Here is a 26,470-nt window from a genome sequence, read left to right on the forward strand (position 1 = left end):
AAGGGGTCAGGCTGTTGGCGCAGGGGCCTGGGTGACGATGACGAACGCGACGCCGTAATCGGCTTCGTCGCTGATTGACACCTGGGCGCTGAGCCGGTTCTGCTGCATGAATTCTTCGAGCGCGCCGCTGCAGACGATCATCGGCTTGCCGCTGGGAGCATTGAGCATCTGCATCGAGCGCCAGGTCATCGGCATGCGGATCCCGGTACCGATGGCTTTCGAGAACGCTTCCTTGGCCGAAAAACGGGTGGCCAAAAAACGCAGACCGCGCACCGCGTTCTTGGCGCTGCGGGCGTGGTACTTGGCCAGCTCTTGCGGGCCGAGGACTTTTTCGGCAAAGCGCGGGCCGCTGCGCGCCAGCGCTGCCTCCACGCGCGAAATCTGGACGATGTCGGTGCCGATGCCGTAGATCATGCCGGCTCGGTCCCGCTCGTATAGGCCGTGCCCAGGCGCGCCGCGACCATGATCGCCTTCATCTCGCGCACGGCGTTTTCAAAGCCCACAAACAAGGCGTGGCCGACAATGGCGTGGCCAATGTTCAGCTCATGCAGATCCTTGATGGCCGCGATCGGCTGGACGTTGGTGTAGTGCAGGCCGTGGCCGGCATTCACGCGCAGGCCGCGCTGGACGCCTTCACGCGCGCCGAAGCGGATGCGTTCCAGCTCGTGCGCTACTTCGTCCGGCGTGGCTTCCGCATAGCGGCCCGTGTGCAGCTCGATGACGGTGGCGCCTACGGCGGCGGCCGCTTCGATCTGGCGCGCGTCGGCATCGATGAACAGCGAGACACGGATGCCCTCGTCCTTCAGTTGCTTCACGGCCGCTTCGACCTCGTTGTAGTAACGCACGACATCGAGACCGCCTTCGGTCGTGACTTCTTCGCGCCGCTCGGGCACCAGGCACACGTCCTGCGGCTTGACGCGGCAGGCGAAATCGATCATCTCGCGCGTGACGGCCGCTTCCAGGTTCATGCGGGTGGCCAGCAGCGGGCGCAACGCGATCACGTCGGCGTCGCGGATGTGGCGGCGGTCTTCACGCAGATGCAGCGTGATGAGGTCGGCGCCGGCCTGCTCGGCCAGCAGCGCGCCGCGCAGCGGGTCCGGGTAGGTCGTGCCGCGCGCATTGCGCACGGTGGCGATGTGGTCGATGTTCACGCCCAGGTCGATCACCTGGCCAACGGGATTCAGGAAGCTCATGGTGTTTGCTCTTGTTTTACAGTTGCATCAAGTCGATCAGGATCTGGCGCGTGTTGAGCGGCTGGCCGCCCAGGTGGTGCGCCAGCAGGAAGCGCATCAATTGCTTGCTCTGCGCCTGCGTGGCCGGGTCAGTATAGTCTTCGCGCTCCATGTCCAGCAGCGTCTTGCCCAGCACCACCGGCCAGACTTCGCCGGCACCGGCTTCGCGGGCGCCGCGCTCAGGGTCCACCACATAGTCACCGCCCGCCTCCACCCGGCTGCGCGTCGTCGTGCAGCGACTCAGGTCGGCAGCAACCCCTGTCTCCTTAAGTAAGGCCCGTTCGAATTTTCGCAAGACAATTTGCGCAGGTTCGCCGTGCGCCAACTGGTTCAAGGTCGAGACATAGTGGTCGAACAGGGCTGGATGGCGATCGTCGCGCGCCAGCAGCTTGACGAGGAGTTCGTTGAGGTAGAAGCCGCACAGCAGCGCCGTGCGCTCCAGCGGGAGCATGCCGCCGACCCACTCGGCGTCGATCAGCGTGCGCAGCTCGGACTTGCCGCTCCACGACACGGACAGCGGCTGGAAGGTTTGCAGCACGCCACGCAGCTTGGAGAACGGGCGCTTGGCGCCCTTTGCAACGACACCCACGCGACCATGGTCGCGCGTGAACATGTCGATGATCAGGCTGGTTTCTTTGTAGGGATAGCTGTGCAGCACGAAGCCGGGCTGGCCCAGCACGCGGCCGTCACGCGAAGAGGTCCGGGTCGGTGCGCTGGCCGACGCGCGGGTCCGCTTGGCGGCCGGTGGAGCCGCCTGCTCGGGCGCGTCGTCGATCAGGTCATCGTGGCTCGGCATGCTGTGTGGGCGCGCTCCGGGAACTTACTCGTAACCGTAGGCGCGCAGGCCCATTTCATTGTCGGCCCAGCCCGATTTGACCTTGACCCAGATTTCCAGGTACACGGGACCGCCGAACAGTTTTTCCATATCGAGGCGCGACTGCGTCGAAATTTCTTTCAGGCGCGCACCCTTGTTACCGATGATCATCGATTTATGGGTGTCGCGCTCGACCAGGATGGCGGCAAACACGCGGCGCAGATTGCCCTCTTGCAGGAACTGCTCGATCAGCACGGTACTGGTGTACGGCAATTCGTCGCCCGACAGGCGGAACACTTTTTCACGGACGATCTCGGCCGCGAGGAACTTTTCGCTGCGGTCGGTGATGTCGTCGGGGCCGAACACGGGCGCATTCTGCGGCAGGTGGTTCTTGATCTCGTTTTCCAGCGCATCGATCTGGAAGCGCAGCTTGGCAGAGACCGGCACGACAGCGGCGAATTCGCGCATCGCGGCGATCTTTTGCGCGAACGGCATCAAGACGGCCTTGTCCTTGACGTGGTCGGACTTGTTCAGCACCAGGATCACCGGCACGTTCTTTGGCAACAGTTCCAGCACTTGCTGGTCGGCCGGGCCGAAGGTGCCGGCTTCGAGCAGGTACAGGACGACGTCGGCCGAGATCAGCGTGTTCGAGACGGTCTTGTTGAGCGTCTTGTTCAGCGCATTGGCGTGCCGGGTCTGGAAGCCCGGCGTGTCGACGTAGATGAACTGGGCGTCGTCGCGGGTCTGGATGCCGGTGATGCGGTGGCGAGTGGTCTGCGCCTTGCGCGACGTGATCGACACCTTGGCGCCGATCAGGACGTTCATCAGCGTCGACTTGCCGACGTTCGGACGGCCAACGATGGCGATATAGCCGCAGCGGAAATTGTCGGGGATGGCGTTCATGCTTTTTTGCTTCCTGGTTGTTCTGGCTTTGCCGCAGCCGGCGCCAAGGATTGGTCTGGGGCGCCGCCCTGATTGGTGGCGATGCCGGCCAGCTTGAGTTGGGCCGTGCGCGGCTTGGCCTTGCGGCTCACAGGCGACTTGGCCAGCGCCTTCTGGGCGGCGCCCAGGGCCAGACTGGCCGCAGCCTGTTCGGCGGCGCGGCGGCTGCCACCGCGCCCGAACACTTGCACACTCAATTTGGGCACCAGGCATTCGACTTCGAATTCCTGGCTGTGCGCGGCGCCGTGCGTGGCCACCACATTATACGTCGGCAGCGCGATCCGCTTGGCCTGCAGGAATTCCTGCAGCAGCGTCTTGGCGTCCTTGCCCAGCGTGCCCGGGTCGACCGTGTCGAGTAGCGGAATATAGAAGGCGCGGATGACGTCGCGCGCACTGTCGAAGCCGGCATCGAGGAAGATCGCGCCCAGCAGGGCTTCGAGCGTATCGGCCAGGATCGACGGACGGCGAAAGCCCCCCGATTTCAGTTCGCCCTCGCCCAGGCGCAAAAACTGCGACAGGTCGAGCTTCTGGGCGATTTCAAACAGCGCCTGCTGCTTGACGAGATTGGCGCGCAGGCGCGACAGGTCGCCTTCATCCAGGCCACGATAGCGCTCGTACAGGATCGAGGCCACGACGCAGTTCAGGATCGAGTCGCCCAGAAATTCGAGGCGCTCATTATGCAGCGCGCTATGGCTACGGTGGGTCAGGGCTTGCTGAAGCAGCCCGGCATCCCGGAATGTGTAGCCCAAGCGCGTCTGCAATAACTGATGATTCATTGTCGGTGTCGTGTGCGTGGCCGGCGCCAGGCGCCCTGCCACGAAGTCCATATGGCGTGAAAGTACGGTTACGGTGCGGCGGTACTGGCCTCGGCAACGATGCCGCTCGGGTCCGTGGTGCCGGAAAAATCGATGAGGATGCTGACGTTGCCGGCCAGGGGCAGGCGTTTTTCGTAGGCGAAGCTGATCTCAAGGTCGCCATTGTCGCGTGTGAAGACCAGATCGGCGCCGCGAATAGCTTCGACGTCGTTAATGCTGGTGTTGCGGTCGAACGCTGCCTGCATCGCCCGCACCGTGCCGCCTTCGGCCTTGGTCTTGACGATCGCGGTCTTGATCGCGTTGTACTCGATATAGGCCGGAATCATGCGCATCGCGAAGACCAGCACGAGGCCGATCACGGCGAGGGCCACGATCAGGCCGGTCAAGGTGACGCCCTGCTGTTTGCTCCGGACCATACGCACCCCTTTAGTGAATGCCGCCAACGCGCTTGAAGTTGCCAAAGTTCATCCAGACCACGAATGCCTTGCCCACGATATTACGGTCTGGCACGAAGCCCCAGTAGCGGCTGTCGGCGCTGTTGTCGCGGTTGTCGCCCATCATGAAATACTGGCCGGCCGGCACGACGCAGGTGAACTTGTCTTCCGTATAGTCGCAGGCTTCGCGCAGCGGGAACTGCTCGACGCTGGGGAAGTCAAAGTTGCGGCGATCGGCCGTGTTCAGGATGCGATGTTGCGTGAAACCGCCCGGGCTCGGCAGTTTTTCTTCGAGCTGCTTGTGGTAGACCGGATGCTGGTCGTCCAGGTAATCGTCCAGCGGCGTGTACTCGACGGCCTTGCCATTGACGGTCAGGCGTTTGTCTTCATAGGTGATGGTATCACCAGGCACGCCAACGACGCGCTTGATGTAATCCTGGCTCATGTCCTTTGGATATTTAAACACCATCACGTCGCCCCGCTGCGGGTCATTGATCTGGATAATTTTCTTGTTGATGATTGGCAGGCGAATACCGTAGGTGTACTTGTTCACCAGGATGAAGTCGCCCACCAGCAACGTCGGCACCATCGACGACGACGGGATCTTGAACGGCTCCCACAGGAACGAGCGCAGGATGAACACCATCGCAATCACCGGGAAGAAGCTGCCCGAATACTCGACCCAGGTCGGCTGGCGCACGTGCGCCGCTTCGATCGCAGCGCGGTTGCCGTTGTGGTCGACCTTGATGCCCTCGGCCACCAGCTTGGCGTTGCGCGCATCGTACTCGCGCAGCGCGGCATCGGCGGCGCGCCGGCGCTGCTTTGCCAACACAAACCGGTCCAGGCACCAGATGATGCCCGTGATGACCATCAGCACGAACAGGATCAGGGCAAAATTGCTCAACACGGGTTGCAGGTTCATTATTTGTCTTCCACCTGGAGAATCGCCAGGAACGCCTCTTGTGGAATCTCCACCGAACCGACCTGCTTCATGCGTTTCTTGCCTGCCTTTTGCTTCTCGAGCAGTTTCTTTTTACGGGAAATGTCTCCGCCGTAGCACTTGGCCAGCACGTTCTTGCGCAGTGCCTTCACGTTTTCACGCGAAATGATCGTTGCGCCAATGGCGGCCTGGATCGCGACGTCGAACATCTGGCGCGGGATCAGTTCGCGCATCTTCGCGGCCACCTGGCGGCCACGGTATGGTGCGTTGGCGCGGTGCACGATGATCGCCAGCGCATCGACCTTCTCGCTATTGATCAGCATATCGACCTTGACGACGTCGGCGGCGCGGTTTTCCTTGAACTCGTAATCCATCGATGCGTAACCGCGCGAGGTCGACTTCAGGCGATCGAAGAAGTCCAGCACGATCTCGGCCATCGGGATTTCGTAGTGCAGCTTCACCTGGCGACCGTGGTAGGCCATGTCCATCTGGATGCCGCGCTTGCCATTACACAGCGTCATCACGGCGCCCACGTATTCTTGCGGCATGTACAGGTTGACGTCGACGATCGGCTCGCGCACTTCGTTGATCTTCGATGGCTCAGGCATCTTCGACGGATTGTCGACGCGGATCATGGTGCCGTCGCGCATTTCGACTTCGTACACGACGGTCGGCGCCGTCGTGATCAGGTCCATGTCGAATTCGCGCTCGAGGCGCTCCTGCACGATTTCCATGTGCAACAGGCCCAGGAAGCCGCAGCGGAAGCCGAAGCCCAGCGCCTGCGAGACTTCCGGTTCGTACATCAGCGCCGCATCGTTCAGCTTGAGCTTTTCGAGGGAATCGCGCAGCGCGTCGTACTGGTTGGCTTCGACCGGGAACAGGCCGGCAAACACTTGCGGCTGCACTTCCTTGAAGCCCGGCAGCGGTTCGGCCGCCGGCTTGTTGGCCAGGGTCACCGTATCGCCGACCTTCGCGGCGGTCAGTTCCTTGATGCCGGCGATGATGAAGCCCACCTGGCCAGCCGACAGCGACGGCAGCGAGACCGAGCGCGGCGTGAACACGCCGATGCTTTCGACCAGGTTCACCGAACCGGTCGCCATCAGCAGAATCTTGTCTTTCGGACGCAGCGTGCCGTTGATCACGCGCACCAGCATCACGACGCCGACGTACGGGTCGTACCACGAGTCGACGATCAGCGCCTGCAGCGGCGCATCGGCGTCGCCTTTCGGCGGCGGCACACGGGCGATCAGCGTTTCCAGCACGTCTTCGATGCCCAGGCCCGTCTTGGCCGAGCACATCGTCGCGTCGCTGGCATCGATGCCGATGACGTCTTCGATTTCCTTGCGCGCGTTGTCCGGGTCGGCGTGCGGAAGGTCGATCTTGTTCAGGATCGGCACCACTTCGACGCCCAGATCGAGCGCGGTGTAGCAGTTGGCGACCGTCTGCGCTTCCACGCCCTGCGACGCGTCGACCACCAGCAGCGCGCCTTCGCAGGCGGACAGCGAGCGGCTCACTTCGTACGAGAAGTCGACGTGGCCCGGGGTGTCGATCAGGTTCAGGTTATAGACCTGGCCATCGCGCGCCTTGTAATGCAGGGCCGCGGTCTGGGCCTTGATGGTGATGCCGCGCTCGCGTTCCAGGTCCATCGAATCGAGCACCTGGGCATCCATTTCACGGTCCGACAAGCCGCCGCACAGCTGAATGATGCGGTCAGCCAGGGTCGATTTACCGTGGTCGATGTGGGCGATGATGGAGAAGTTACGTATGTTGTTCATTAACAGAGCTCAAAACCAAATAGACCGCGAATGCGGCGGATACGACTGAATCAGGGTGCACGTGCCGCGCGCGGCAAACAGAAAAAGCGCCGCGCCGGGGCCGTGCCGGTCCCCAGGCGAGCGCCATGGCAAAGCAAACAATTCTGGGGAGGGCCGTCTTGAAACACGCCAACCCGGCATTTTACCGGATTTCGGGACGCCCAACGGGATTTCCGGCCTGCCCCTCGAGGTAGGCCAGCACCGCGGCGCGGTCGAGGAAGTAATGGCATAGCTCGGGCCGGTCGAGCGCGCCATACAGCACCGGCACCAGCTCGTCGAAGCGCGCCACCAGTGCGGGATCGGCATCGACGTCCAGCACAGTGATGGCGAACGGCTGCGCCGGGGTTTCCAGGGCCCGCAGCGCGGCCAGCATGTCGTCGCACAGATGGCAATACCCGCGCGCATACAGCGTGAACGGCACGGGCAGCGCGGCGGGCACTGCGCGCATCAGGGACGCGGCTTGATGGTCAGGTATTGCGTGGCGCCGTCGCGTTGCACCAGCAGCGCCACCGGCTTCGCCTTGTCATGCTTGGCGAGCAGACCCGCGAACTGTTCGACGCTCGTCAGCGGCGTGTTGTTCCACTGCAGGAGCACGTCGCCCGGCTCGATGCCGGCGCTGGCTGCAGCGCCCGTTGCGTTCTCGACCAGCACGCCGCCCTCCACGCCCAACTGGCGCCGGTCGGCTTGCGGGATGGCCGACAAGGTCAAGCCAAACGCATTGGCCGTCGCGCCCTGTGCCGGCTTTTTCGCTGCGGGCTTGCCAGGTGTCGATTTCTCGTCCTGCAGCTCGACGATCGTGACCGGCACCTCGACCTGCGCGCCGCGGCGCCAGACGGTAACGCTGGCGCGGCTGCCGACCTTGGCTGCGCCGACCAGGCGTGGCAGGTCGCGCGTGGTCTCGACCGGCTGCTTGTTGAAGGCCAGGATGATGTCGCCGACCTTGATGCCGCCCTTCTCGGCCGGCCCGCCCGCCTCGACCATCGACACTTCGGCGCCACGCGCCTTGCCCAGGCCCAGCGATTCGGCCACGTCGCGCGTGACTTCGCTGATCTGCACGCCGATGCGGCCACGCGTGACCTTGCCGGTGGCCTTGAGTTGTTCGGAGACGCGCGTGACTTCATCGATCGGCACCGCGAAGGAGATGCCGTTGTACGCGCCGGACAAGGTGGCGATCTGCGAATTGATGCCGATGACTTCGCCGCGCATATTGATCAACGGGCCACCCGAGTTGCCCGGGTTGACGGCCACGTCGCTCTGGATCAGCGGCAGGTATTCGCCCGTGTCGCGCGACTTGGCCGAAATGATGCCGGCCGTGACCGTATTTTCGAGGCCGAATGGCGAGCCGATCGCCAGCACCCATTCGCCGACCCGGATCTTGCTCGAGTCGCCCGTGCGCAGGTACGGCAGGTTGGTGGCGGTCAGCTTGAGAAGGGCCACATCGGAGCGGCGGTCGGCGCCCAGCACCTTGGCCTTGAATTCGCGCCGGTCGGTCAGTGTGACCGTGACTTCGTCGGCGCCTTCGACGACGTGGGCATTGGTCAGCACGTAACCATCGCCCGAAATGATGAAGCCGGAGCCGACGCCGCGCTGGACTTCGCGCTCTTCTTCCGCTTGCGGCGGGCCGCGCCGGCCGCCGCGCGGCGGCATCTGGCCACCGAAGAAGCGGCGCAAGAATTCCTGCATTTCTTCTTCGCCGGGCGCCCCGCCGCGCGTGCTGACGCGCTCGGTGGTGCGGATATTGACGACGGCCGGGCCGACCTTGTCGATCACATCGGTGAAGTCGGGCAAGCCCGTGACGGTGGGCGCCGACACAGGTGCGGCGCCAGCGGCATACGCAGGCGACAGGGTGAATGCAGAGGTGCCGGACACGAGCAGTGCCGACAAGAGCAGGCTGGCAGTTTTACTGGTCATGGATTCGCTGTTGAATGGCTAAGATTGACCAAATGGTAAGCCAAAAACGGCGCTTTGTCGCGTCGCGAGGCGTCGCGTGCAGGACGGCCCGGGCCGCACAGCGTGACAGCTTGACCTGAGGAGGAAGCGCGGCTCAGGAAGCGCCGGGATTGGCGAGGATGGCTGCCTGAGCCGTCGATTCGGTGGCGCTGCTGGCACCATCGCCACCTTCGGGTGCCAATGCCACCGACTCAGCCGCCAGGCGCGCCGCCAGCCGTTCGGCAAAGCCGGGCGACAGCGCTGGCGCGGGCGTGGCGCGCAGCGTGTCCCTGATCAGGTGATACCGGTCCCACGCCGCTTTGCCATCCTTTTCCTGAAGTGCGGCAAACGCCAACTCCACATCGGCCTGCGGCAATTCGCCGTCGACCAGTGCGGAGATATGCGCGCGTAGTGTCTCGTTGGTGTCCATCGGAGTGTCCGTCGACGTCGGTGTGTTCACGGTAAGTTCAATCTTAATGCTGTGTTCGTACGATCCCGCTACCTACCGTCGTTTGTCAACCGGAAATTCAAGCAAAGGCCGCAATTTTTCGGCAATGACTTCGCGCGCCCGAAAAATACGGCTGCGCACCGTACCGATGGGACAGGCCATGACTTCGGATATTTCTTCGTAGCTGAGTCCTTCTATTTCGCGCAAGACAATTGCCGTGCGTAATTCCAGGGGCAGCGCTTCCATGGCCGCATTCACCGTGTGGGCGATCTGCTTACTGGCCAGCATTGACTCCGGTGTATTAATGTCACGCAGGCTGTCCGCGTCGTCAAAGCCTTCAGCCCCTTCCGCGTCCGTTTCAGTCGAGGTCGGCGCGCGCCTGCCCTGGGTCACCAGGTAATTCTTGGCCGTGTTGATGCCGATCCGATAGAGCCAGGTATAAAACGCGGAATCGCCGCGAAAATGGCGCAGTGCCCGGTACGCCTTGATGAACGTTTCCTGCACGACGTCTTCGGCCTCGGCCGGATCGTGAACAAGACGCGACACCAGGCGCATCAAGCGGCGCTGGTACTTGGAGACGAGCAGATCGAACGCCTTCTGTTCCCCTGCCTGCACGCGCTCCACCAGCAACTGATCACTCTCGCGTTCTGTCGTCACGGACCATGCCCCATTGGCGACCCTCTCCTGAGAGTTGATCCCCTGCAATAAGTTCAAAGTATTTTTGTCGCTTCGTCGCGCGCACCCTGCGCCAACGACCGTACGGCCACGGACAGCGCTCGAAAGTCGCCTGGCGACAGGCTGTCGCGCAGTACGACGAGCGCTACCGTCTTGCCAGCCGCCGTGCGCAGACGCAGCAGAATGCAGCCCGGCCAGACCGTGGCGCCCGGCAGCAGCGTCACCGCAACGCCTTCGGACGTGGGACCGGATGAACCCGCTACGTGCAGTGCACCGGCCGCGCGCATCTCTTGTTGTACCGTCAGGCGTAGCTGCCCAAGTCCAGAAATATCAAGGCGGTGTACCGTTCCAAATTTGGGCAAAAGTGCATGGGCATCAGCCTGTAAGCAAGCCTGCAGACGATGGCGTGCGCGTATCAACGGCCACCCCAGCGCCGCAGCGCCGACCAGCGGCACAAGGGCGACCAGCCCGCCCAACGCGAAGCGTTCAGGCGTGCCGAGGCCGATGACCAATGCGGTCGCAATGAGGGCGCCACCGAGCGCGGCGCACAGCCAATACAGGCAACGCGACGGCCGGACGATGACAGACACCGCACAGTTCATACAACGAGGGAAACAGGAATAACAAGAATCGGCTGGCCCGGCGGGCAAGCTGCGGACGTTGCCGCCAGCACCGGAACATCACCGCTGTGGAACAACAAGCGGGCAATGCACCGGGCTACAGAAGCGCCCATCCCGTTCGACCGGGATGGGGCTGGTCAAGTTCAGATTTTCGCGAAAACGAGCGTACCGTTGGTACCGCCGAAACCGAACGAGTTCTTCACCGCGTAATCGATCTTCATCTCACGCGCCGTGTTGGCGCAGAAGTCCAGGTCGCACTCGGGATCCTGGTTGAAGATGTTGATCGTCGGCGGCGAGATCTGGTTATGGATCGCCAGTACCGTGAACACCGATTCCAGGCCGCCGGCGCCACCAAGCAGGTGACCGGTCATCGACTTGGTCGAATTCACGACAATCTTCTTGGCATGGTCGCCAAACACGCGCTTGATGCCACGCACTTCTGCAGCATCGCCCAATGGCGTCGAGGTGCCGTGCGCATTCACGTACTGCACCTGGTCGGCATTGATGCCGGCGTTGTTGAGGGCATTGACCATGCAACGTGCCGCGCCACTGCCATCCTCGACCGGCGAGGTGATGTGGTTGGCGTCTGCACTCATGCCAAAGCCGATGACTTCAGCGTAGATGCGGGCGCCGCGCGCGACAGCGTGCTCATACTCTTCGACGACCATGACACCGGCGCCCTCACCCAGCACGAAGCCGTCGCGGTCGCGGTCCCATGGACGCGATGCCGTGGCCGGATCATCGTTACGGGTCGACAGTGCGCGTGCCGAGGCGAAGCCGCCCAGGCCCAGTGGCGACACGGTCGACTCGGCGCCGCCCGCGATCATCACGTCAGCGTCGCCGTATTCGATCAGGCGCGCTGCCGCGCCGATGCTGTGCAGGCCGGTGGTGCAAGCGGTGACGATGGCCAGGTTCGGGCCACGCAGGCCGAACTTGATCGAGAGATCGCCCGAGATCATGTTGATGATCGAGGCTGGCACGAAGAATGGCGAAATACGGCGTGCGCCGCGGTTCATGTATTCCTCTTTGGTGGCTTCGATCAGCGGCAAGCCGCCGATGCCCGAACCGATCACCACGCCAATGCGGTCCGCATTTTCTTCGGTAACAACCAGGCCCGAATCCTGCAGGGCCTGGATACCGGCTGCCATGCCGTAATGGATAAAGCTATCCATATGGCGGCCTTCTTTGCCCGGCAGGTAATCCTCGACGACGAAGTTCTTTACTTCACCAGCGAAGTGGGTCGTGAATTGCGACGCATCAAACTTGGTGATGGCGGCAATACCCGACTTGCCAGCCAGCGCTGCATCCCACGCTTCGGTAACGGTGTTACCGATTGGTGAAATGCAGCCCAGGCCAGTGACGACGACACGGCGGTTGCGTGAACGACTCAAGCGATTCTCCCAAAAACTGTAAAGCGACTACTAGACCCCGACTCAGGCTTTGACGTGCGCGGTAGCGTAGTCGATGGCTTGCTTGACGGTGGTGATCTTCTCAGCCTGTTCGTCAGGGATTTCCATTTCGAACTCATCTTCCAGAGCCATCACCAGCTCGACGGTGTCCAGCGAGTCAGCACCGAGGTCGTCAACGAACGAGGATTCGATTTTGATGTCTGCTTCAGCAACACCCAGTTGCTCAGCGACGATTTTTTTAACGCGTTGTTCGATATCCGACATGTTGTAGCTCCATTAAGGTATGTGTTGCGGAAAGTGCGCGCATTTTATCAGGTTTGCGACCTGAAAAACTATTTTCGGCGACTGCGCCTAACTCGCCGGAAAGTCCTGCTAAAAGTCGGGATTGCACCGATATCGTCCTGTTCAAACGGGGCCAATTATCGTGCAATCCTTCCCTCTATTGCTTCTGATTTCGTGCTTGATGCTTAATATACTTAATTCATGTACATGCCGCCGTTCACATGCAGCTCGGTGCCCGTGATATAGGCCGCTTGCGGACCGGCCAGGAACGCCACTGCATGCGCGATGTCTTCCGGCTGGCCAAGGCGGCCCAGCGGAATCTGGGTCAGCAATGCAGCGTGCTGGTCGTCGCCCAGCGACTTGGTCATGTCGGTATCGATGAAGCCCGGCGCGACGCAATTGACGGTGATGTTGCGGCTGCCGATCTCGCGCGCCAGCGCGCGGGTCATGCCGGCCACGCCGGCCTTGGCCGCCGCATAGTTCATCTGGCCCGGGTTGCCCGAGGCGCCCACGACCGACGTGATGTTGATGATGCGGCCAGCCTTGGCCTTCATCATCCCGCGCAGCACCAGGCGCGACAGGCGGCCGACGGCGGTCAGGTTGGTGGCGATCACGCCGTCCCACTCGTCGTCCTTCATGCGCATGGCCAGGTTGTCCTGGGTAATGCCGGCATTGTTGACAAGGATCGACAGGCTGCCGAATTCCTTCTGCACATCCGCCACGACGGCCGCGCAGCGTTCGCTGTCGAGCACGTTCAGGACGACGCCCTTGCCGCCGAACGGCGCCAGGTAGTCCGAGATCGCCTGCGCGCCGGCGTCGCTGGTGGCGGTGCCGACGACTTTCGCGCCCTGGCGGGCCAGTTCGAGAGCGATGGCCTTGCCGATGCCGCGCGATGCGCCGCTGATCAGGGCGACTTGGTTTTCCAGATTCATGGTGGTCCTCTTGTTGGGGTTGTTGGTGCTGCGCCAGCGTTATGCGTTGAACGTGGCCAGCACGCGCTCGAGCGCAGCCTGGTCGACCAGTGCGTCGCCGACCAGCGCCGGATCGATACGCTTGGCCATGCCCACGAGCGTCTTGCTCGGTGCGCACTCGATGACCTGCGTGACGCCGTCCTGCGCCATCTTCTGCATCGTCTCGACCCAGCGCACCGGACCGGCGGCCTGGCGCACCAGCGCATCCTTGATCTGCTCCGGATCATTCAATACGACGACATCGACGTTGTTGATGACGGGGATCTGTGGCACGGCAAAGGTCAGCGTGCGCATGTACTCGCGCAGACGATCCGATGCGGGTTTCAGCAGCGACGAGTGGAACGGCGCCGAGACCGACAGCTTCATGGCGCGCTTCGCGCCCTTGGCCTTGGCGATCTCGCAGGCGCGCTCGACCGCAGCCGTGTGGCCGGCGATCACGATCTGGGTCGGCTCGTTGAAGTTGACTGCTTCGACGACCTCGCCCTGTGCGGCTTCGGCGCACACGGCGCGCACGTCGTCGGCCTGCAGGCCGAGGATGACGGCCATGCCGCCCTGCCCGACCGGCACCGCGTCCTGCATCGACTGCGCGCGAAAGCGCACCAGCGGCACGGCGTCGGCAAACGGGATCACGCCAGCGGCGACCAGCGCCGAGTATTCACCCAGGCTGTGGCCGGCGACAACGGACGGAATCGGGCCGCCGGCCGCGATCCAGGCGCGGTACACGGCCACGGCGGCGGTCAGCATGACCGGCTGCGTGTTGGTGGTCAGATCGAGGTCTTCTTTCGGGCCGTCGGCGATCAGGCGCTGCAGATCGAAGCCGAGGGCGTCGGAGGCTTCTTGCACGGTCCGGTCGACAACCGGGTTGCCGGCGAAACCGTTCAGCATGCCCACTGCCTGGGCGCCTTGTCCGGTAAACAGGAATGCGAAGTTGCTCATCGTGATGTATCCGTAGTAATTGGTTCTTGGGAGTGCCGCGCTATGATTGCGAAGCGTTACATGCGCGCCAGCACGGCGCCCCAGGTAAAGCCGCCGCCCACGCCTTCCATCAGCACGTTCTGGCCCGGCTTGATGCGGCCATCGCGCATCGCCTGGTCGAGCGCCAGCGGAATCGAGGCGGCCGACGTATTGCCGTGCTCATTGACGGTGACAACCATTTTTTCCAGCGGCAGGCCAAGTTTTTTGGCGGTGCCGTTCATGATGCGGATATTGGCCTGATGCGGCACCAGCCAGTCGATCTGGTCCGGCGTAACGCCGGCGGTATCGAGCACTTCGTGCGCAACTTTCTCGAGCACCGACACGGCCAGCTTGAACACCGCCGGGCCGTCCATGTGCAGGAAACCGCTGCCGGCAACGGCGCCGCCCGCCAGATTGCCCGGGATCGACAGGATGTCGGCATGGCTGCCATCGGCGTGCAGCTTGGTGGCCAGGATGCCCGGCTCATTCGACACTTCCAGCAGCACGGCGCCGGCGCCATCGCCGAACAGCACGCAGGTGCCGCGGTCATTGAAGTCGACGATGCGCGAGAAAATCTCGGAACCGATCACGAGCACGCGTTTGTGGTTGCCGGCGCGGATGAACGCATCGGCGGTCGACAGCGCGTAGACGAAGCCGCTGCAGACCGCCTGCACGTCGAAGGCAGCGCTGCCATTGGCCATCCCCAGCTTTTGCTGGACGATGCAGGCCGTGCTCGGGAAGCTGCCGTGGAAGTCGGGAGTGGAACTGGCGACGATGACGAGGTCGATGTCGCCCGCCTCGCGCCCAGCCATCTCGAGCGCCCGGCGCGCGGCGTGCACGGCCAGATCGGATGAAAGCTCATCGGCGGCGGCGAAGTGGCGCGCCTCGATGCCGCTGCGGGTAACAATCCATTCGTGCGACGTTTCGACACCTTGCGCGGCCAGCCGCGTGGCCAGCGCTTCATTGGTGACACGGTTGGCCGGCAGGTAGCTGCCGGTGCCGGTGATTTTGCTGTACAGGGTCATTGCTTCACCATCCGCTCGGTTATTGCGCCTGGCGCTCGATCGTGGACACGGGCTCGAGCACCGGCATGGGCGCTTCGGCAGCGCCCGTTGAATTCGGCATCAGCTCGGTAATTAGTGCCGACAACTGTTCTTGCACATTATTGTGCGCGGCCTCGTAGGCACGCTTGATCGCCCATTCGAACGAATAGGCGTTGGCGCCGCCGTGGCTCTTGAACACCAGGCCCTTCAGGCCCAGCAGACCGGCGCCATTGTAGCGCTCGGGATTGAGTTTCTTCATCGCCTTGCGTGCGAACACGGCGCCGACCATCGACATGATGTCGGACTTGAAGGTGGATTTCATGAAGCGCGACAGGCCTTCAATCGCCTTGAGCATCACGTTGCCGACGAAACCGTCGCAGACGACGACGTCGACGGTACCCTTGAAGATGTCATTGCCTTCGACGTTGCCGTAGAAATTGAGCTTGCCGCGGGCAGCATCGTCGCGCAGCAGCACGCCGGTGGCCTTGACCACCTCATTGCCCTTGATGTCTTCGGTGCCCACATTGAGCAGGCCAATGGTCGGGCGGGGGATGCCTTCGATCGCCGAGCACAGCACCGAGCCCATGATCGCGAACTGGTGCAGGTGATGCGGTTCGCAATCGACGTTCGCGCCCAGGTCGAGGATATAGGTCGGGCCGTTCTTCTGGTTCGGCATGATCGAGCAGATCGCTGGACGGTCGACGCCGGGCATCGTCTTGAGCACGTAGCGCGAGACGGCCATCAGGGCGCCGGTATTGCCGGCCGAGACGCAGGCATTGGCGCTGCCGTCCTTCACCAGCTCGATCGCCACACGCATCGACGAATCCTTCTTGCGGCGCAGGGCCACCTCGATCGGATCGTCCATCGCGACGACTTCGGTCGCGTTCTTGATCGTCAGACGCGGCAATTTGTCGCCGTGGTGTTTCTTGAGTTCTGCGCGCAGCACCTCTTCGACGCCCACGAGCACGAGCTCGGCGTCATCCTGCTTCTTGAGGAACGAGATTGCTGCCGGAATGGTTACTGACGGGCCGTGATCGCCACCCATGCAGTCAATGGAAATTTTTATGGTCATGTATTGGGAATGCCGCGGCTCACACAGGACTGGCGGCCAGATGGGATCGATTCGTCGCCAGGAGGCGCACAGGATCCGCGCTGCTCAACATGACGGGGCGAAACACATGCCCGTGATGCCAACAATGCCTGAGCAGATGCCAAAGAAAAAGCGGCGCCACGCAGATAACATACGTTGCGCCGCTTTCATGGTTCTAAAAGCCAGGACGTCGATTACTCGTCGTTTTTGGTCTTCAGAACTTTGCGACCACGGTAGAAACCGTTCGGGCTGATGTGGTGACGCAGGTGCGTTTCGCCGGTGGTTGGCTCGACTGCCAGGTTTGGTGCAACCAGGAAGTCGTGCGAACGGTGCATACCGCGCTTCGATGGGGATTTTTTATTCTGCTGAACAGCCATGATAACTCCTAATACTAAGTTCTAAAATTTTAACACATTCGACGTGCAACGATTTGCGCATCGAGTATCCCAGCAGCAATCTTCAAGGATGTCTCCCGGGATTGCCGACACGTTTCCGTCTACTTCTACTACCAATGCCATACTCGAGCGCTGCACGCGTCTGACACATTCTTTGCAAATTTTGGGCGACATGCTTTCTACGCTGCCGCCACCGTACTGCGAAACCGATCCTGCTCTTTGTTGGTACTAATTCATTCTGTCTTGAGATTCTTGAGGCCGGCAAATGGCGACGGCTTCTCGTTCTTCAGGCTGTCCAGCAGCTTGGTTTCTGGGCAGACATCGTGCTTTGGCGACTGCGGCAATGCCAGCAGGGCCTCGTCTTCGAGCAACTGGCGAATATCGCAAGTGCGGCTGCCGACGATCACATCGATGCTGTCGTCGTCGAGAACGATCTCGATGGCATCGGCTTCTTCGTCATCTTTACCCAGCACCAGCATGGTCGACGAATCGATGTCGTAATCCATAGGCTGCAGGCAACGCTGGCATTCCAGCTTCACGTGACCGGCGACCTCGAGGGTCAGCGACGGATAACCGTGACGGGTTTGACCACCTTGCATCGTCCAGCGGATGTCGCCGCCTTTTTCGGAACTCTCTGCGGCCAGCCGGGTCATCTCGACCAGGGGCGTGCTGCCTTCACGAAAACCATCGCTCTTGCAAAACTCGAAGGCATCAATAATGAAAGCGCTCATTTAGAAAGTCGTCCCGGAAAACCTGCGATAATAGCAGGCTTTTCACCGCAGCGCCATGAAACTGTGGCTTCGCTGCCGATTTATCCCGAGGGCCGCATGATAACAAGCTCTACCCCGCCCCGCCTGATCCTCGCCTCGAGCTCGGCCTACCGGCGCGAATTGCTGGGCCGGCTCGGCCTGCCATTCGAGGCCATCGCGCCCGATCTCGATGAAACCCCGCTGCCAGGTGAAACGCCACCGGCAACCGCGCTGCGCCTGGCGCGCGCCAAGGCCGAGGCCGTGGCACGCCTGCATCCGGGCGCACTCGTGATCGGCTCCGACCAGGTTGCCACGCTCGACGATCTGCAGATCGGCAAGCCGGGCGACCATGCGCGCGCGCTGGCCCAGCTGCAGTTGATGCGGGGCCGTGAAGTCGTGTTCCATACGGCCCTGTGCCTGTGGGACGGGCGCGCGGCCAACCCTGCCGCCGCTGTCCAGGTCGACAATGTGCAGGTTCGCGTGCGTTTTCGCGACCTGCCAGATGCCGAACTCGACGCCTATCTGCGCATCGAACAGCCGTACGACTGCGCCGGCAGCGCCAAGAACGAAGGCCTGGGCATTGCCCTGATCGAACACATTCACTCGCTTGATCCGACCGCCCTCACCGGCTTGCCGCTCATCGCCCTGACCGGCATGCTGCGGCGCGCCGGCGTGCGCTTCTTCGGCACCTGACCACTTATCTGAAACGAACCCATGCCCGGCACCCTGTACCTGATTCCCAATACCCTCGGCCCACTCGACGCCGCGCCCGGCTGCCTGAATGGCCTGCTGCCGACGCAAGTGCAGGCACTGACCAGCTCGCTCGATTATTTTGTGGCCGAAAACGCCAAGACGGCGCGCGCGTTCCTGAAACTGATCGCCATCGACCATCCATTGGCCAAGCCGCTGCAGGAAATCGAGATCGCCGAACTGAACGTGAACACGCCGGCCGCGGCGCTGACGCAATTGCTGGCGCCGCTCCTGGCAGGACGCGATGCGGGCCTGGTGTCAGAGGCAGGCGTGCCAGCGGTTGCCGATCCCGGCGCCGACCTCGTGCGCCTGGCGCATCAGCACGGGATTGCCGTGCGGCCGCTGGTCGGCCCGTCATCGCTGCTGCTGGCCGTCATGGCCAGCGGCCTGAACGGCCAGAGCTTCGCTTTTAACGGCTATCTGCCGACCGATGCGGCGCTGCGCACAAAACGCATCCGCGAGCTGGAAACCCGTTCACGCGGCGAGCGCCAGACACAGCTGTTCATTGAAACGCCGTACCGCAACGGCGCGATGCTCGAAGCACTGGTGGCGGGTTGCCAGCCGGGCACGCTGGTGTGCGTGGCCACCGACCTGTCGTTGCCGAGCGAATCGGTGCGCACCATGACGGCGACGAAGTGGAAGGCAGCGCTGGGGGCGGACAAGGGGCCGGACTTCCACAAGAAGCCGACCGTGTTCCTGCTGCTGGGGCAATAAAGGATCGGTCGGACTTTAGCGCACGTCGTGGGTCAGCTCGCGGACCCAGTCGAACGCTGCCAGTTCGATCTCGCGTACCTCGGGCACCGTCAGCCCGATCTTTTTGAGTTCGGCATTGAGCTTGCGGCCGCCGACGGCCGTCTCGAGCAGCTCGGCAATGCGCAGCATCGTGCCGAAGTCGCCATCGCGGTCGATCAGCGCATCGCGCACGTCATGCGCGACCTCGACATGCACGAGGATGTCGGCCATGCGCACCGAGAACAGCGCTTCGGCCAGCGACATGATGCCGACCGTGAAGGCGCGGTCGGCGCTGGCCGTGTCGCCGGGGCGTACGCGCAGCGTCATCAGTTCGAGCAGCTTGCCGCGCGTAGTGGCCAGTTGCAGCAATGGCGAGTCGAGCGAGACCTGCGCGCCCGCCGCCGTGTACAGCAGGATCTGCAGCCAGCGACCCAGCTGACGCCGGCCCAGCACCGCGAGCGCCTGTGACAGCGATTCGATGCGCGGACCCGGCACTGCGCGGCTATTGACCAGGCGCAGCAGGTTCAGGCTGACCAGCGCATCGCGCTTGACGGCCGTTTCGATGGTCTGGTTGTCGGCATTGGAATTGACGAGCTCCAGCAAGCGCAGCAGTACGACTTCGGTCGGCGCGATCTTGCGGCCGCTGAGGATCACGGGCCGCGCAAAGTAATACCCCTGAAAGTATTCGAAACCAAGTTCCATGCACAGCTTGAATTCTTCGATCGTCTCGACTTTTTCAGCCAGCAGGCGCTTGCCGGTCTTTTTCAGCGACGCGACCAGATCGCCCAGCGCATCCGGGGCCACGCCCTTGATATCGACCTTGATGATGTCGATCAGCGAAATCAGCTGATCGAGTTCGGGCGAATGTTCGATGACGTCGTCGACGGCGAACTTGAAGCCGAGGTTTTTCAGTTCGTCCACCCGCGCCAGCAACTCCGGCGTGGGCTTGACGGTTTCCAGGATTTCGAGAATGACTTTATGCGGCTGCAGGAAGCGCACGAAGTCGCTCATCAGGACGACGGCGTCGACATTGACGAAGGCGAGCTGATCGCCCACCACCTGCTCCATGCCGAGCTGGGACGCATGCGAAATGACGGCCGCCGTCGCGGCGGCGCCGTCGGTCAGCTTGGCGTCTTCGTCCTCGCCGGCAGCACGAAACAGCAGTTCGAACGCCAGCAATTGCTGGTCGCGCCCGAGAATGGGTTGCCGTGCGAGGAAAAAATCGTCAGACGGCACCAAGACCGCTGCCGTTGCATCAGCATGCATTGAAATATTACTCCTGGAAACTGTCACAGCGGATCGCGGCGCGCTGGCAGCACGCACCCGCGCACCACCTGCACCGACTATACTACAAAAACATCAATCTTAGCATTTCGACATCAAATCGAATGCTAGCTGCGGCGGCCGCCCTGTCGGGTGCGGCCGGTGCGCGGGGCACCCGGCGTTGCCGGGCGATCGCCACCGGTGCGGGGTGCACGCGGCGCGGCAGCATCCGACGCCGCGCGCGATGGGGCGCCGGGCGCACGGGGCGCGCGAGGTGCAGCAGTCTTTGGCGCACTCGAGCGCGGCGGCGCACCCGGCCGGCCAGCATCCTGCGTCGGACGGCCCGTGCCAGTGCGGGATGGCTTGACCGGCGCTGCCGGCTCGTCGCCTTCGCGCGGCATGACCTGGCCCGGCAGGCGCAGACTGCCCTTGCCCGACAGCGGGCTGGCGCGGCGCGCATTGCCAATCGGCTGGCGCGGCATGCCGGCGGCCCCATCGGTGCGGCTGGCGCTGCGACCGAGGGCCGTGCCCGTGACCTGGGTACCCTTTTCGATCGTGAAGCGTGCGCCGGCATCCTTGCCCAGCACGCGCACCAGATACGGCAGCACTTCGCGCAGGATCGGCTCGAGCGTGTACGGTGGGTTCAGGATGAACATGCCCGAGCTGTGCAGGCCAGTGCCGTCCGGGGTCGGGGTCTGGATCGTCAGCGTGACGTTCAGCCATTCCTTGGCCGGCACGCGCTTCAGGCGATCGGCAAACTGGCGCGATTCCATGCGCTGCAGCACCGGATACCAGACAGCGTAGATGCCGCTCGGGAAGCGCAGCAGCGCGTCGTCGAGTGCTTCTTTCACACGCTTGTAGTCATCCTTGACTTCGTATGGCGGGTCGATCAGCACCAGCGCGCGGCGCGACGGTGGCGGCAGCAAGGCCTTCATGCTGTCGAAGCCGTCGCCCCGGTCGATCATCACGCGGCGGCCGCGCGAGCGTTCGCCCTGCTCGGCCTTGTGCGCATCGAGCTTGCGGAAGTTATCGGCCAGGATCTTGCAATCGGCCGGGTGCAGCTCGAACAGGCGCAGGCGGTCCTGCTCGCGCGCCATCTGCTCGGCAACATATGGCGAGCCCGGGTAATAGCGCATCTTGCCGCTCGGATTCATGCCCTTGATCAGGTCCAGATATTCCTTCAGCGGCGCCGGGACGTCAGTGAGGCCCCACAGCGGGCCGATGCCGGTATCGAATTCGGCGGTCTTGGTCGACTGGAAACTGTCGAGTGCGTACACGCCGGCGCCCGAGTGGGTATCTATATAGGTATAGGCGGCATCCTTCTGGTTCATGTACTGGTGCAGTTGCACCTGAATGAAGTGCTTGAGGACATCGGCGTGGTTACCCGCGTGGAAGGCGTGGCGGTAGCTCAACATAAGCTGGAATTCCTAAAAGTGACGTTGCCGCGCGAAACTGGCGGCGATATTAGGCGCCATTATCCACTACAACCGACCGCGGCTGGGAATGCGGGTACGAACTTTTGGGAATGCAGGTACGGACTTGCGGGAATGTGGGTACGGACTTGCGCAGATGCGGTACGGACTTCGCGAATGCGGGTACGGACTTCCGGCAATGTAGGGTGGACGCGGCCGGCGAGGCGGCTCCGCCGTCCACGCGGTGATCGCTATCCGAGAGATCATTGAGGAGGTAAGCGGAGTCGGCTGATAGCTATCCGAGAGATCATTGAGGACGCAAGCGGAGTCGGCTGATCGCTATCCGAAAGATCATTCGGAACGAAAGCGGCGTTGTTTGAAAGCCCATCCGGCGCGGCGACGGCAACGATCACCATCACCGCGTGGACGGCGAAGCCGTCCACCCTACGTCGGATCGATCAGGCGACTTTCTTTTCTTCGAAGAACTGTTCGTCCTCAGTCGAGCCGTGCAGCGCCGTGGTCGAGCTCTGGCCCTGCTGGATGGCCTGGGTCACGGCGTCGAAGTAGCCGGTGCCCACTTCGCGCTGATGCTTGACGGCGGTGAACCCTTTTTCAGCGGCGGCGAATTCGGCTTCTTGCAGCTCGACGAAGGCCGACATGCCGGTGCGGGCGTAGCCGTGGGCCAGGTTGAACATGCCGTAATTGAGCGAGTGGAAGCCGGCCAGCGTGATGAACTGGAACTTGTAGCCCATCGCGCCCAGTTCACGCTGGAACTTGGCGATGGTCGCGTCGTCCAGGTTCTTTTTCCAGTTGAACGACGGCGAGCAGTTATAGGCCAGCATCTTGCCCGGGAACTTGGCGTGGATCGCCTCGGCAAAGCGGCGCGCGAACTCGAGGTCGGGCTTGCCGGTTTCACACCAGACCAGGTCGGCGAACGGTGCGTAGGCCAGGCCGCGCGAAATCGCTTGCTCGACGCCCGGCTGGACGCGGAAGAAACCCTCGACCGTGCGCTCGCCGGTGCAGAACTCCTTGTCGTTGGCGTCGACGTCCGACGTGAGCAGGTCGGCTGCTTCGGCATCGGTGCGGGCGATGACGAGCGTCGTGGTGCCCATCACGTCGGCTGCCAGGCGGGCTGCGTTGAGTTTCTCGATGGCTTCGCGGGTCGGCACCAGCACCTTGCCGCCCATGTGGCCGCATTTCTTGACCGACGCCAGCTGATCCTCGAAGTGCACGCCCGATGCGCCGGCTTCGATCATCGACTTCATCAGCTCGTAGGCATTGAGCACGCCGCCGAAACCGGCTTCGGCATCGGCCACGATCGGGGCGAAGTAATCGATGTCATCCTTGCCTTCCGACCATTGGATCTGGTCGGCGCGCTGGAACGTGTTGTTGATGCGGCGCACGACCAGCGGTACCGAGTTGGCTGGGTACAGCGACTGGTCCGGATACATTTCGCCAGCGGCGTTGGCGTCGCCCGCCACCTGCCAGCCCGACAGATAGATCGCCTTCAGGCCCGCTTTCACCTGCTGCATGGCCTGGTTGCCGGTCAGCGCACCCAGGGCGTTCACATACGGCTCATCATTGACCAGGTTCCACAGCTTCTCGGCACCGCGCTTGGCCAGCGTGTGCTCGATGCGCACCGAGCCACGCAGACGGACGACGTCGGCAGCGGTGTAATTGCGCACGACGCCTTTCCAGCGTGGATTGGTGTCCCAGTCTTGCTGCAGTTCGGCGATTTGCTGTTCACGGGTAGTCATGGTGTGTTCTCCTGAAGGGTGGTAAGACGTTTGATCGAGCCTGCGAATCCGTTGAGACAATCATAAAGCCGTTTGTGCGTGGCACCATCAGTCTTCTATAAGACATACGACTAAAATAATTACCAATAATATCAATGGCTTGCAATCTCTATATCATGATGCGGAATGAAATTTCTTACGATGGTAAGAAAAGCGCCCTCTGACATGCTGCGCATTTCGCATTGCACGATGATCATTTCGCATCCTGAAATTTGGCGTCTTATTTTCTGTCAAGAAACGACAAAGGGCGCGGCAATTGCCGCGCCCTTTTCATGTCAAGCGAACCGGCTTACTTCGCCAGTTCGACTGTCTGCTCACCAAAGGTCAGCTCACCACCCCGCACCCGAACCGGAATTACATCCTTCGGTCCGAAGCGGCCCGACAGGATCGCTTTCGACAGCGGATTTTCGATCTGCTGCTGGATCGCGCGCTTGAGCGGCCTTGCGCCATACACCGGGTCATATCCTGCTTCGGCGATCTTCTGCAGCGCCTCTTCGTCGATATCGAGCGTCATGTCCATCTTGGCCAGGCGCGCTTCCAGAATCTGCAGCTGGATGCGCGCAATGGCGCCGATGTTCTTCTCGTCGAGTGCATGGAACACGACGATCTCGTCGATGCGGTTGATGAACTCGGGGCGGAAGTGCCCGCGCACCTCGGCCATCACCGCCATCTTGACCACTGCCGGCTCATCGCTTTCCATGGCCTGGATCCGGTGCGAACCGAGGTTCGACGTCATCACGATCACCGTGTTCTTGAAGTCGACCGTGCGGCCCTGGCCATCGGTCATGCGGCCATCGTCCAGCACCTGCAGCAACACATTGAACACGTCCGGGTGCGCCTTTTCGATCTCGTCGAGCAGGATCACGCTGTACGGTTTGCGCCGCACGGCTTCGGTCAGGTAACCGCCCTCTTCGTAGCCAACGTAACCTGGCGGCGCGCCGATCAGGCGGGCAACCGAATGCTTCTCCATGAATTCGCTCATGTCGATGCGGATCATTGCGTCCTGCGTATCGAACAGGAAGCCTGCCAGCGCCTTGCACAACTCGGTTTTACCGACACCGGTCGGCCCCAGGAACATGAACGAACCATATGGGCGGTCCGGATCGGACAGGCCAGCGCGCGAACGGCGGATCGCGTCCGACACCGCTTCGATGGCTTCGTCCTGGCCCACAACGCGCTTGTGCAGCTCGTCCTCGATGTGCAGCAGCTTGTCGCGCTCGCCCTGCAACATGCGCGTAACAGGAATGCCGGTCGCGCGCGAAACCACTTCGGCAATTTCTTCAGCCCCGACCTGCGTGCGCAGCAGCTTGGGCTTCTGGCCGTCGAGTTCGGCGCGCGCGGTGCTGGCTTCAGCGTCACGCAGTTGCGCTTCGAGTTCAGGCAGGCGGCCATACTGCAGCTCGGATGCCTGCTGCCAATTGCTCTGGCGGCGCGCTTCTTCCATCTGGTAGCGGATGCGCTCGATTTCTTCCTTGATGTGCGTGGTGCCCTGCACCGCGGCCTTCTCGGCCTTCAGGATTTCTTCGAAGTCGTTGTACTCGCGCTCCAGACGCGTGATTTCGTCGCCCAGCAGCTCAAGGCGGCGCTGCGACGCTTCGTCGGTTTCGCGGCGCACGGCTTCGCGCTCGATCTTCAGCTGGATCATGCGCCGCTCGAGCCGGTCCATGACTTCGGGCTTCGAATCGATCTCGATCTTGATCTTCGCCGCCGCTTCGTCGATCAGGTCGATCGCCTTGTCGGGCAGGAAGCGGTCGGTGATGTAGCGGTGCGACAGCTCGGCCGCCGCGATGATCGCCGCGTCGGTGATGTCGACCTGGTGGTGCAGCTCGTATTTCTCCTGCAGCCCGCGCAGGATGGCAATCGTCGCCTCGACACTCGGCTCGTCGACAATGATCTTCTGGAAGCGGCGCTCGAGCGCAGCATCCTTTTCGACGTACTTGCGGTACTCATCAAGCGTGGTCGCGCCCACGCAGTGCAGCTCGCCGCGCGCCAGGGCCGGCTTGAGCATATTGCCGGCGTCCATTGCGCCTTCGGCCTTGCCCGCGCCAACCATCGTGTGCAGCTCGTCGATGAAGACGATCGTCTGGCCTTCGTCCTGCGCCAGCTCTTTCAGCACGCTTTTCAGGCGCTCTTCGAATTCGCCGCGGAACTTCGCGCCGGCCAGGAGCGACGCCATGTCGAGCGACAGCACGCGCTTGCCCTTGAGCGAATCGGGCACTTCGCCATTGACGATGCGCTGCGCCAGGCCTTCCACGATGGCGGTCTTGCCCACACCCGGTTCACCGATCAGCACGGGATTGTTCTTGCTGCGACGCTGCAGCACCTGGATCGCGCGGCGGATTTCGTCGTCGCGGCCGATCACCGGATCGAGCTTGCCGGCGCGGGCGCGCTCGGTCAGGTCGAGCGTGTATTTTTTGAGCGATTCGCGCTGGCCTTCGGCTTCGGGCGAATTGACGCTCTCGCCACCGCGCACGGCCTGGATCGCCGCCTCGAGCGACTTCTTCGCCAGGCCGTTTTCACGGGCCAGGCGGCCGGCGTCGGACTTGTCTTCCAGCAGCGCCAGCAGGATCATTTCGGACGAGACGAAGCCGTCGCCGCGCTTCTGCGCTTCACGGTCCGCCAGGTTCAGCAGGCCCATCAGGTCGCGCCCGACCTGGACGTTGCCGCCGGTACCGGTGACCTTCGGCTGGCGCTCGAGCGAGGCCTTCAGCGCATTGGACAGCGCGCCGACGTTCACGCCGGCGCGCTGCAGCAGCGAGCGCGCACTGCCGTCGTCCTGGTTCAGCAGCGCCACCAGCAGGTGGACTGTTTCAATGTATTGGTTGTCGTTGCCGACTGCCAGGCTCTGGGCATCCGCCAGCGCTTCCTGAAGCTTGGTCGTCAATTTATCTTGTCGCATGGTGTGACTCCTGAGTTTGTTCTTGGTTGCGATACAAGATTGGGATGACGGGATGCTTTTCA

At 62.7% G+C, this 26,470-nt stretch carries 27 protein-coding genes; 2 read left to right on the forward strand and 25 right to left on the reverse strand.

From position 1 onward, the window contains the following. Positions 1-6 precede the first annotated feature (6 nt). The 21 genes from acpS to AC56LW_RS00800 form a co-directional block, all read right to left on the reverse strand. Entirely contained in the window at positions 7-414 is a 408-nt protein-coding gene (gene acpS / locus AC56LW_RS00700; protein ID WP_343025526.1) for a holo-ACP synthase, read from the reverse strand. Further along, entirely contained in the window at positions 411-1,193 is a 783-nt protein-coding gene (gene pdxJ, locus AC56LW_RS00705; protein WP_499630682.1) for a pyridoxine 5'-phosphate synthase, read from the reverse strand. Before pdxJ ends, acpS begins: the two co-directional genes overlap by 4 nt. A 16-nt stretch (positions 1,194-1,209) precedes the next feature. Beyond that, positions 1,210-2,028, reverse strand: a complete 819-nt coding sequence (gene recO / locus AC56LW_RS00710) for a DNA repair protein RecO (RefSeq protein WP_499630685.1) — start codon at positions 2,026-2,028, stop codon at positions 1,210-1,212. Between the two features lie 24 nt (positions 2,029-2,052). Next, the gene (gene era / locus AC56LW_RS00715) at positions 2,053-2,949 is read right to left on the reverse strand and encodes a GTPase Era (RefSeq protein ID WP_332530878.1); all 897 of its coding nucleotides are present in this window, start codon (positions 2,947-2,949) and stop codon (positions 2,053-2,055) included. Beyond that, positions 2,946-3,764, reverse strand: a complete 819-nt coding sequence (rnc, locus tag AC56LW_RS00720; RefSeq protein ID WP_183558245.1) for a ribonuclease III — start codon at positions 3,762-3,764, stop codon at positions 2,946-2,948. The genes era and rnc overlap by 4 nt, the downstream gene beginning before the upstream one ends. A 68-nt stretch (positions 3,765-3,832) precedes the next feature. Beyond that, on the reverse strand, positions 3,833-4,219 hold the full coding sequence (locus tag AC56LW_RS00725) for a DUF4845 domain-containing protein (RefSeq protein ID WP_499570533.1): 387 nt from the start codon (positions 4,217-4,219) through the stop codon (positions 3,833-3,835). 10 nt (positions 4,220-4,229) lie between these two features. Next, complete coding sequence (lepB, locus tag AC56LW_RS00730) at positions 4,230-5,159, reverse strand: signal peptidase I (RefSeq protein WP_183558239.1); 930 nt, start codon at positions 5,157-5,159, stop codon at positions 4,230-4,232. After that, on the reverse strand, positions 5,159-6,952 hold the full coding sequence (gene lepA / locus AC56LW_RS00735; RefSeq protein WP_183558236.1) for a translation elongation factor 4: 1,794 nt from the start codon (positions 6,950-6,952) through the stop codon (positions 5,159-5,161). Before lepA ends, lepB begins: the two co-directional genes overlap by 1 nt. 181 nt (positions 6,953-7,133) lie before the next feature. Next, complete coding sequence (locus AC56LW_RS00740) at positions 7,134-7,439, reverse strand: glutaredoxin family protein (RefSeq protein ID WP_499630689.1); 306 nt, start codon at positions 7,437-7,439, stop codon at positions 7,134-7,136. After that, positions 7,439-8,902, reverse strand: coding sequence for a DegQ family serine endoprotease (locus tag AC56LW_RS00745; RefSeq protein WP_499630693.1), 1,464 nt, complete (start codon positions 8,900-8,902; stop codon positions 7,439-7,441). Before AC56LW_RS00745 ends, AC56LW_RS00740 begins: the two co-directional genes overlap by 1 nt. 133 nt (positions 8,903-9,035) lie before the next feature. Next, positions 9,036-9,350, reverse strand: a complete 315-nt coding sequence (locus tag AC56LW_RS00750; protein WP_499630696.1) for a sigma-E factor negative regulatory protein — start codon at positions 9,348-9,350, stop codon at positions 9,036-9,038. 72 nt (positions 9,351-9,422) lie between these two features. Continuing rightward, a complete protein-coding gene (gene rpoE, locus AC56LW_RS00755; RefSeq protein WP_332530885.1) occupies positions 9,423-10,025 on the reverse strand; it encodes an RNA polymerase sigma factor RpoE in 603 nt (200 codons plus the stop codon). Between the two features lie 53 nt (positions 10,026-10,078). Beyond that, positions 10,079-10,633, reverse strand: a complete 555-nt coding sequence (locus tag AC56LW_RS00760) for a protein YgfX (RefSeq protein WP_499630699.1) — start codon at positions 10,631-10,633, stop codon at positions 10,079-10,081. A gap of 173 nt (positions 10,634-10,806) precedes the next feature. Continuing rightward, the gene (fabF, locus tag AC56LW_RS00765) at positions 10,807-12,054 is read right to left on the reverse strand and encodes a beta-ketoacyl-ACP synthase II (protein ID WP_332530887.1); all 1,248 of its coding nucleotides are present in this window, start codon (positions 12,052-12,054) and stop codon (positions 10,807-10,809) included. A gap of 42 nt (positions 12,055-12,096) precedes the next feature. Next, complete coding sequence (gene acpP, locus AC56LW_RS00770; RefSeq protein WP_020653257.1) at positions 12,097-12,336, reverse strand: acyl carrier protein; 240 nt, start codon at positions 12,334-12,336, stop codon at positions 12,097-12,099. A 212-nt stretch (positions 12,337-12,548) separates the two neighbouring features. After that, positions 12,549-13,286 (reverse strand): 3-oxoacyl-ACP reductase FabG, encoded by a 738-nt coding sequence (gene fabG / locus AC56LW_RS00775; protein WP_499570520.1) that lies wholly within the window; start codon positions 13,284-13,286, stop codon positions 12,549-12,551. 39 nt (positions 13,287-13,325) lie between these two features. Then, positions 13,326-14,261 carry an ACP S-malonyltransferase gene (fabD, locus tag AC56LW_RS00780; protein ID WP_499502951.1) on the reverse strand — a complete coding sequence of 312 codons (936 nt, stop codon included), beginning with the start codon at positions 14,259-14,261 and terminating at the stop codon, positions 13,326-13,328. Positions 14,262-14,317: 56 nt separating this feature from the next. Continuing rightward, entirely contained in the window at positions 14,318-15,304 is a 987-nt protein-coding gene (locus AC56LW_RS00785) for a beta-ketoacyl-ACP synthase III (protein WP_332530890.1), read from the reverse strand. 19 nt (positions 15,305-15,323) lie between these two features. Beyond that, positions 15,324-16,394: a phosphate acyltransferase PlsX gene (plsX, locus tag AC56LW_RS00790; protein ID WP_332530891.1), complete on the reverse strand. Its 1,071-nt coding sequence runs from the start codon at positions 16,392-16,394 to the stop codon at positions 15,324-15,326. Between the two features lie 212 nt (positions 16,395-16,606). Next, positions 16,607-16,789 (reverse strand): 50S ribosomal protein L32, encoded by a 183-nt coding sequence (gene rpmF / locus AC56LW_RS00795; RefSeq protein ID WP_028104096.1) that lies wholly within the window; start codon positions 16,787-16,789, stop codon positions 16,607-16,609. A gap of 251 nt (positions 16,790-17,040) precedes the next feature. Then, on the reverse strand, positions 17,041-17,538 hold the full coding sequence (locus AC56LW_RS00800) for a YceD family protein (protein WP_332530892.1): 498 nt from the start codon (positions 17,536-17,538) through the stop codon (positions 17,041-17,043). 96 nt (positions 17,539-17,634) lie between these two features. On the opposite strand from AC56LW_RS00800, the gene AC56LW_RS00805 reads away from it, so the two are divergent. Together AC56LW_RS00805 and AC56LW_RS00810 are read left to right on the forward strand one after the other, a co-directional pair. Continuing rightward, a complete protein-coding gene (locus AC56LW_RS00805; RefSeq protein WP_499630703.1) occupies positions 17,635-18,249 on the forward strand; it encodes a Maf-like protein in 615 nt (204 codons plus the stop codon). 21 nt (positions 18,250-18,270) lie between these two features. Then, the gene (locus AC56LW_RS00810; protein WP_499630706.1) at positions 18,271-19,020 is read left to right on the forward strand and encodes an SAM-dependent methyltransferase; all 750 of its coding nucleotides are present in this window, start codon (positions 18,271-18,273) and stop codon (positions 19,018-19,020) included. Between the two features lie 15 nt (positions 19,021-19,035). Here the strand turns inward: AC56LW_RS00810 and AC56LW_RS00815 are convergent, their stop codons facing one another. From AC56LW_RS00815 to clpB, 4 genes are all read right to left on the reverse strand, one after another. Beyond that, positions 19,036-20,304: an EAL and HDOD domain-containing protein gene (locus AC56LW_RS00815; protein ID WP_499556984.1), complete on the reverse strand. Its 1,269-nt coding sequence runs from the start codon at positions 20,302-20,304 to the stop codon at positions 19,036-19,038. A gap of 125 nt (positions 20,305-20,429) precedes the next feature. Further along, positions 20,430-21,716 (reverse strand): 23S rRNA (adenine(2030)-N(6))-methyltransferase RlmJ, encoded by a 1,287-nt coding sequence (locus AC56LW_RS00820; RefSeq protein WP_499630710.1) that lies wholly within the window; start codon positions 21,714-21,716, stop codon positions 20,430-20,432. Positions 21,717-22,171: 455 nt separating this feature from the next. Beyond that, on the reverse strand, positions 22,172-23,470 hold the full coding sequence (gene aceA / locus AC56LW_RS00825; protein ID WP_332530897.1) for an isocitrate lyase: 1,299 nt from the start codon (positions 23,468-23,470) through the stop codon (positions 22,172-22,174). A 328-nt stretch (positions 23,471-23,798) separates the two neighbouring features. Further along, the gene (clpB, locus tag AC56LW_RS00830) at positions 23,799-26,408 is read right to left on the reverse strand and encodes an ATP-dependent chaperone ClpB (RefSeq protein ID WP_499630713.1); all 2,610 of its coding nucleotides are present in this window, start codon (positions 26,406-26,408) and stop codon (positions 23,799-23,801) included. Positions 26,409-26,470 lie beyond the last annotated feature (62 nt).

The organism is Telluria sp. LT2P80 (assembly GCF_059685955.1).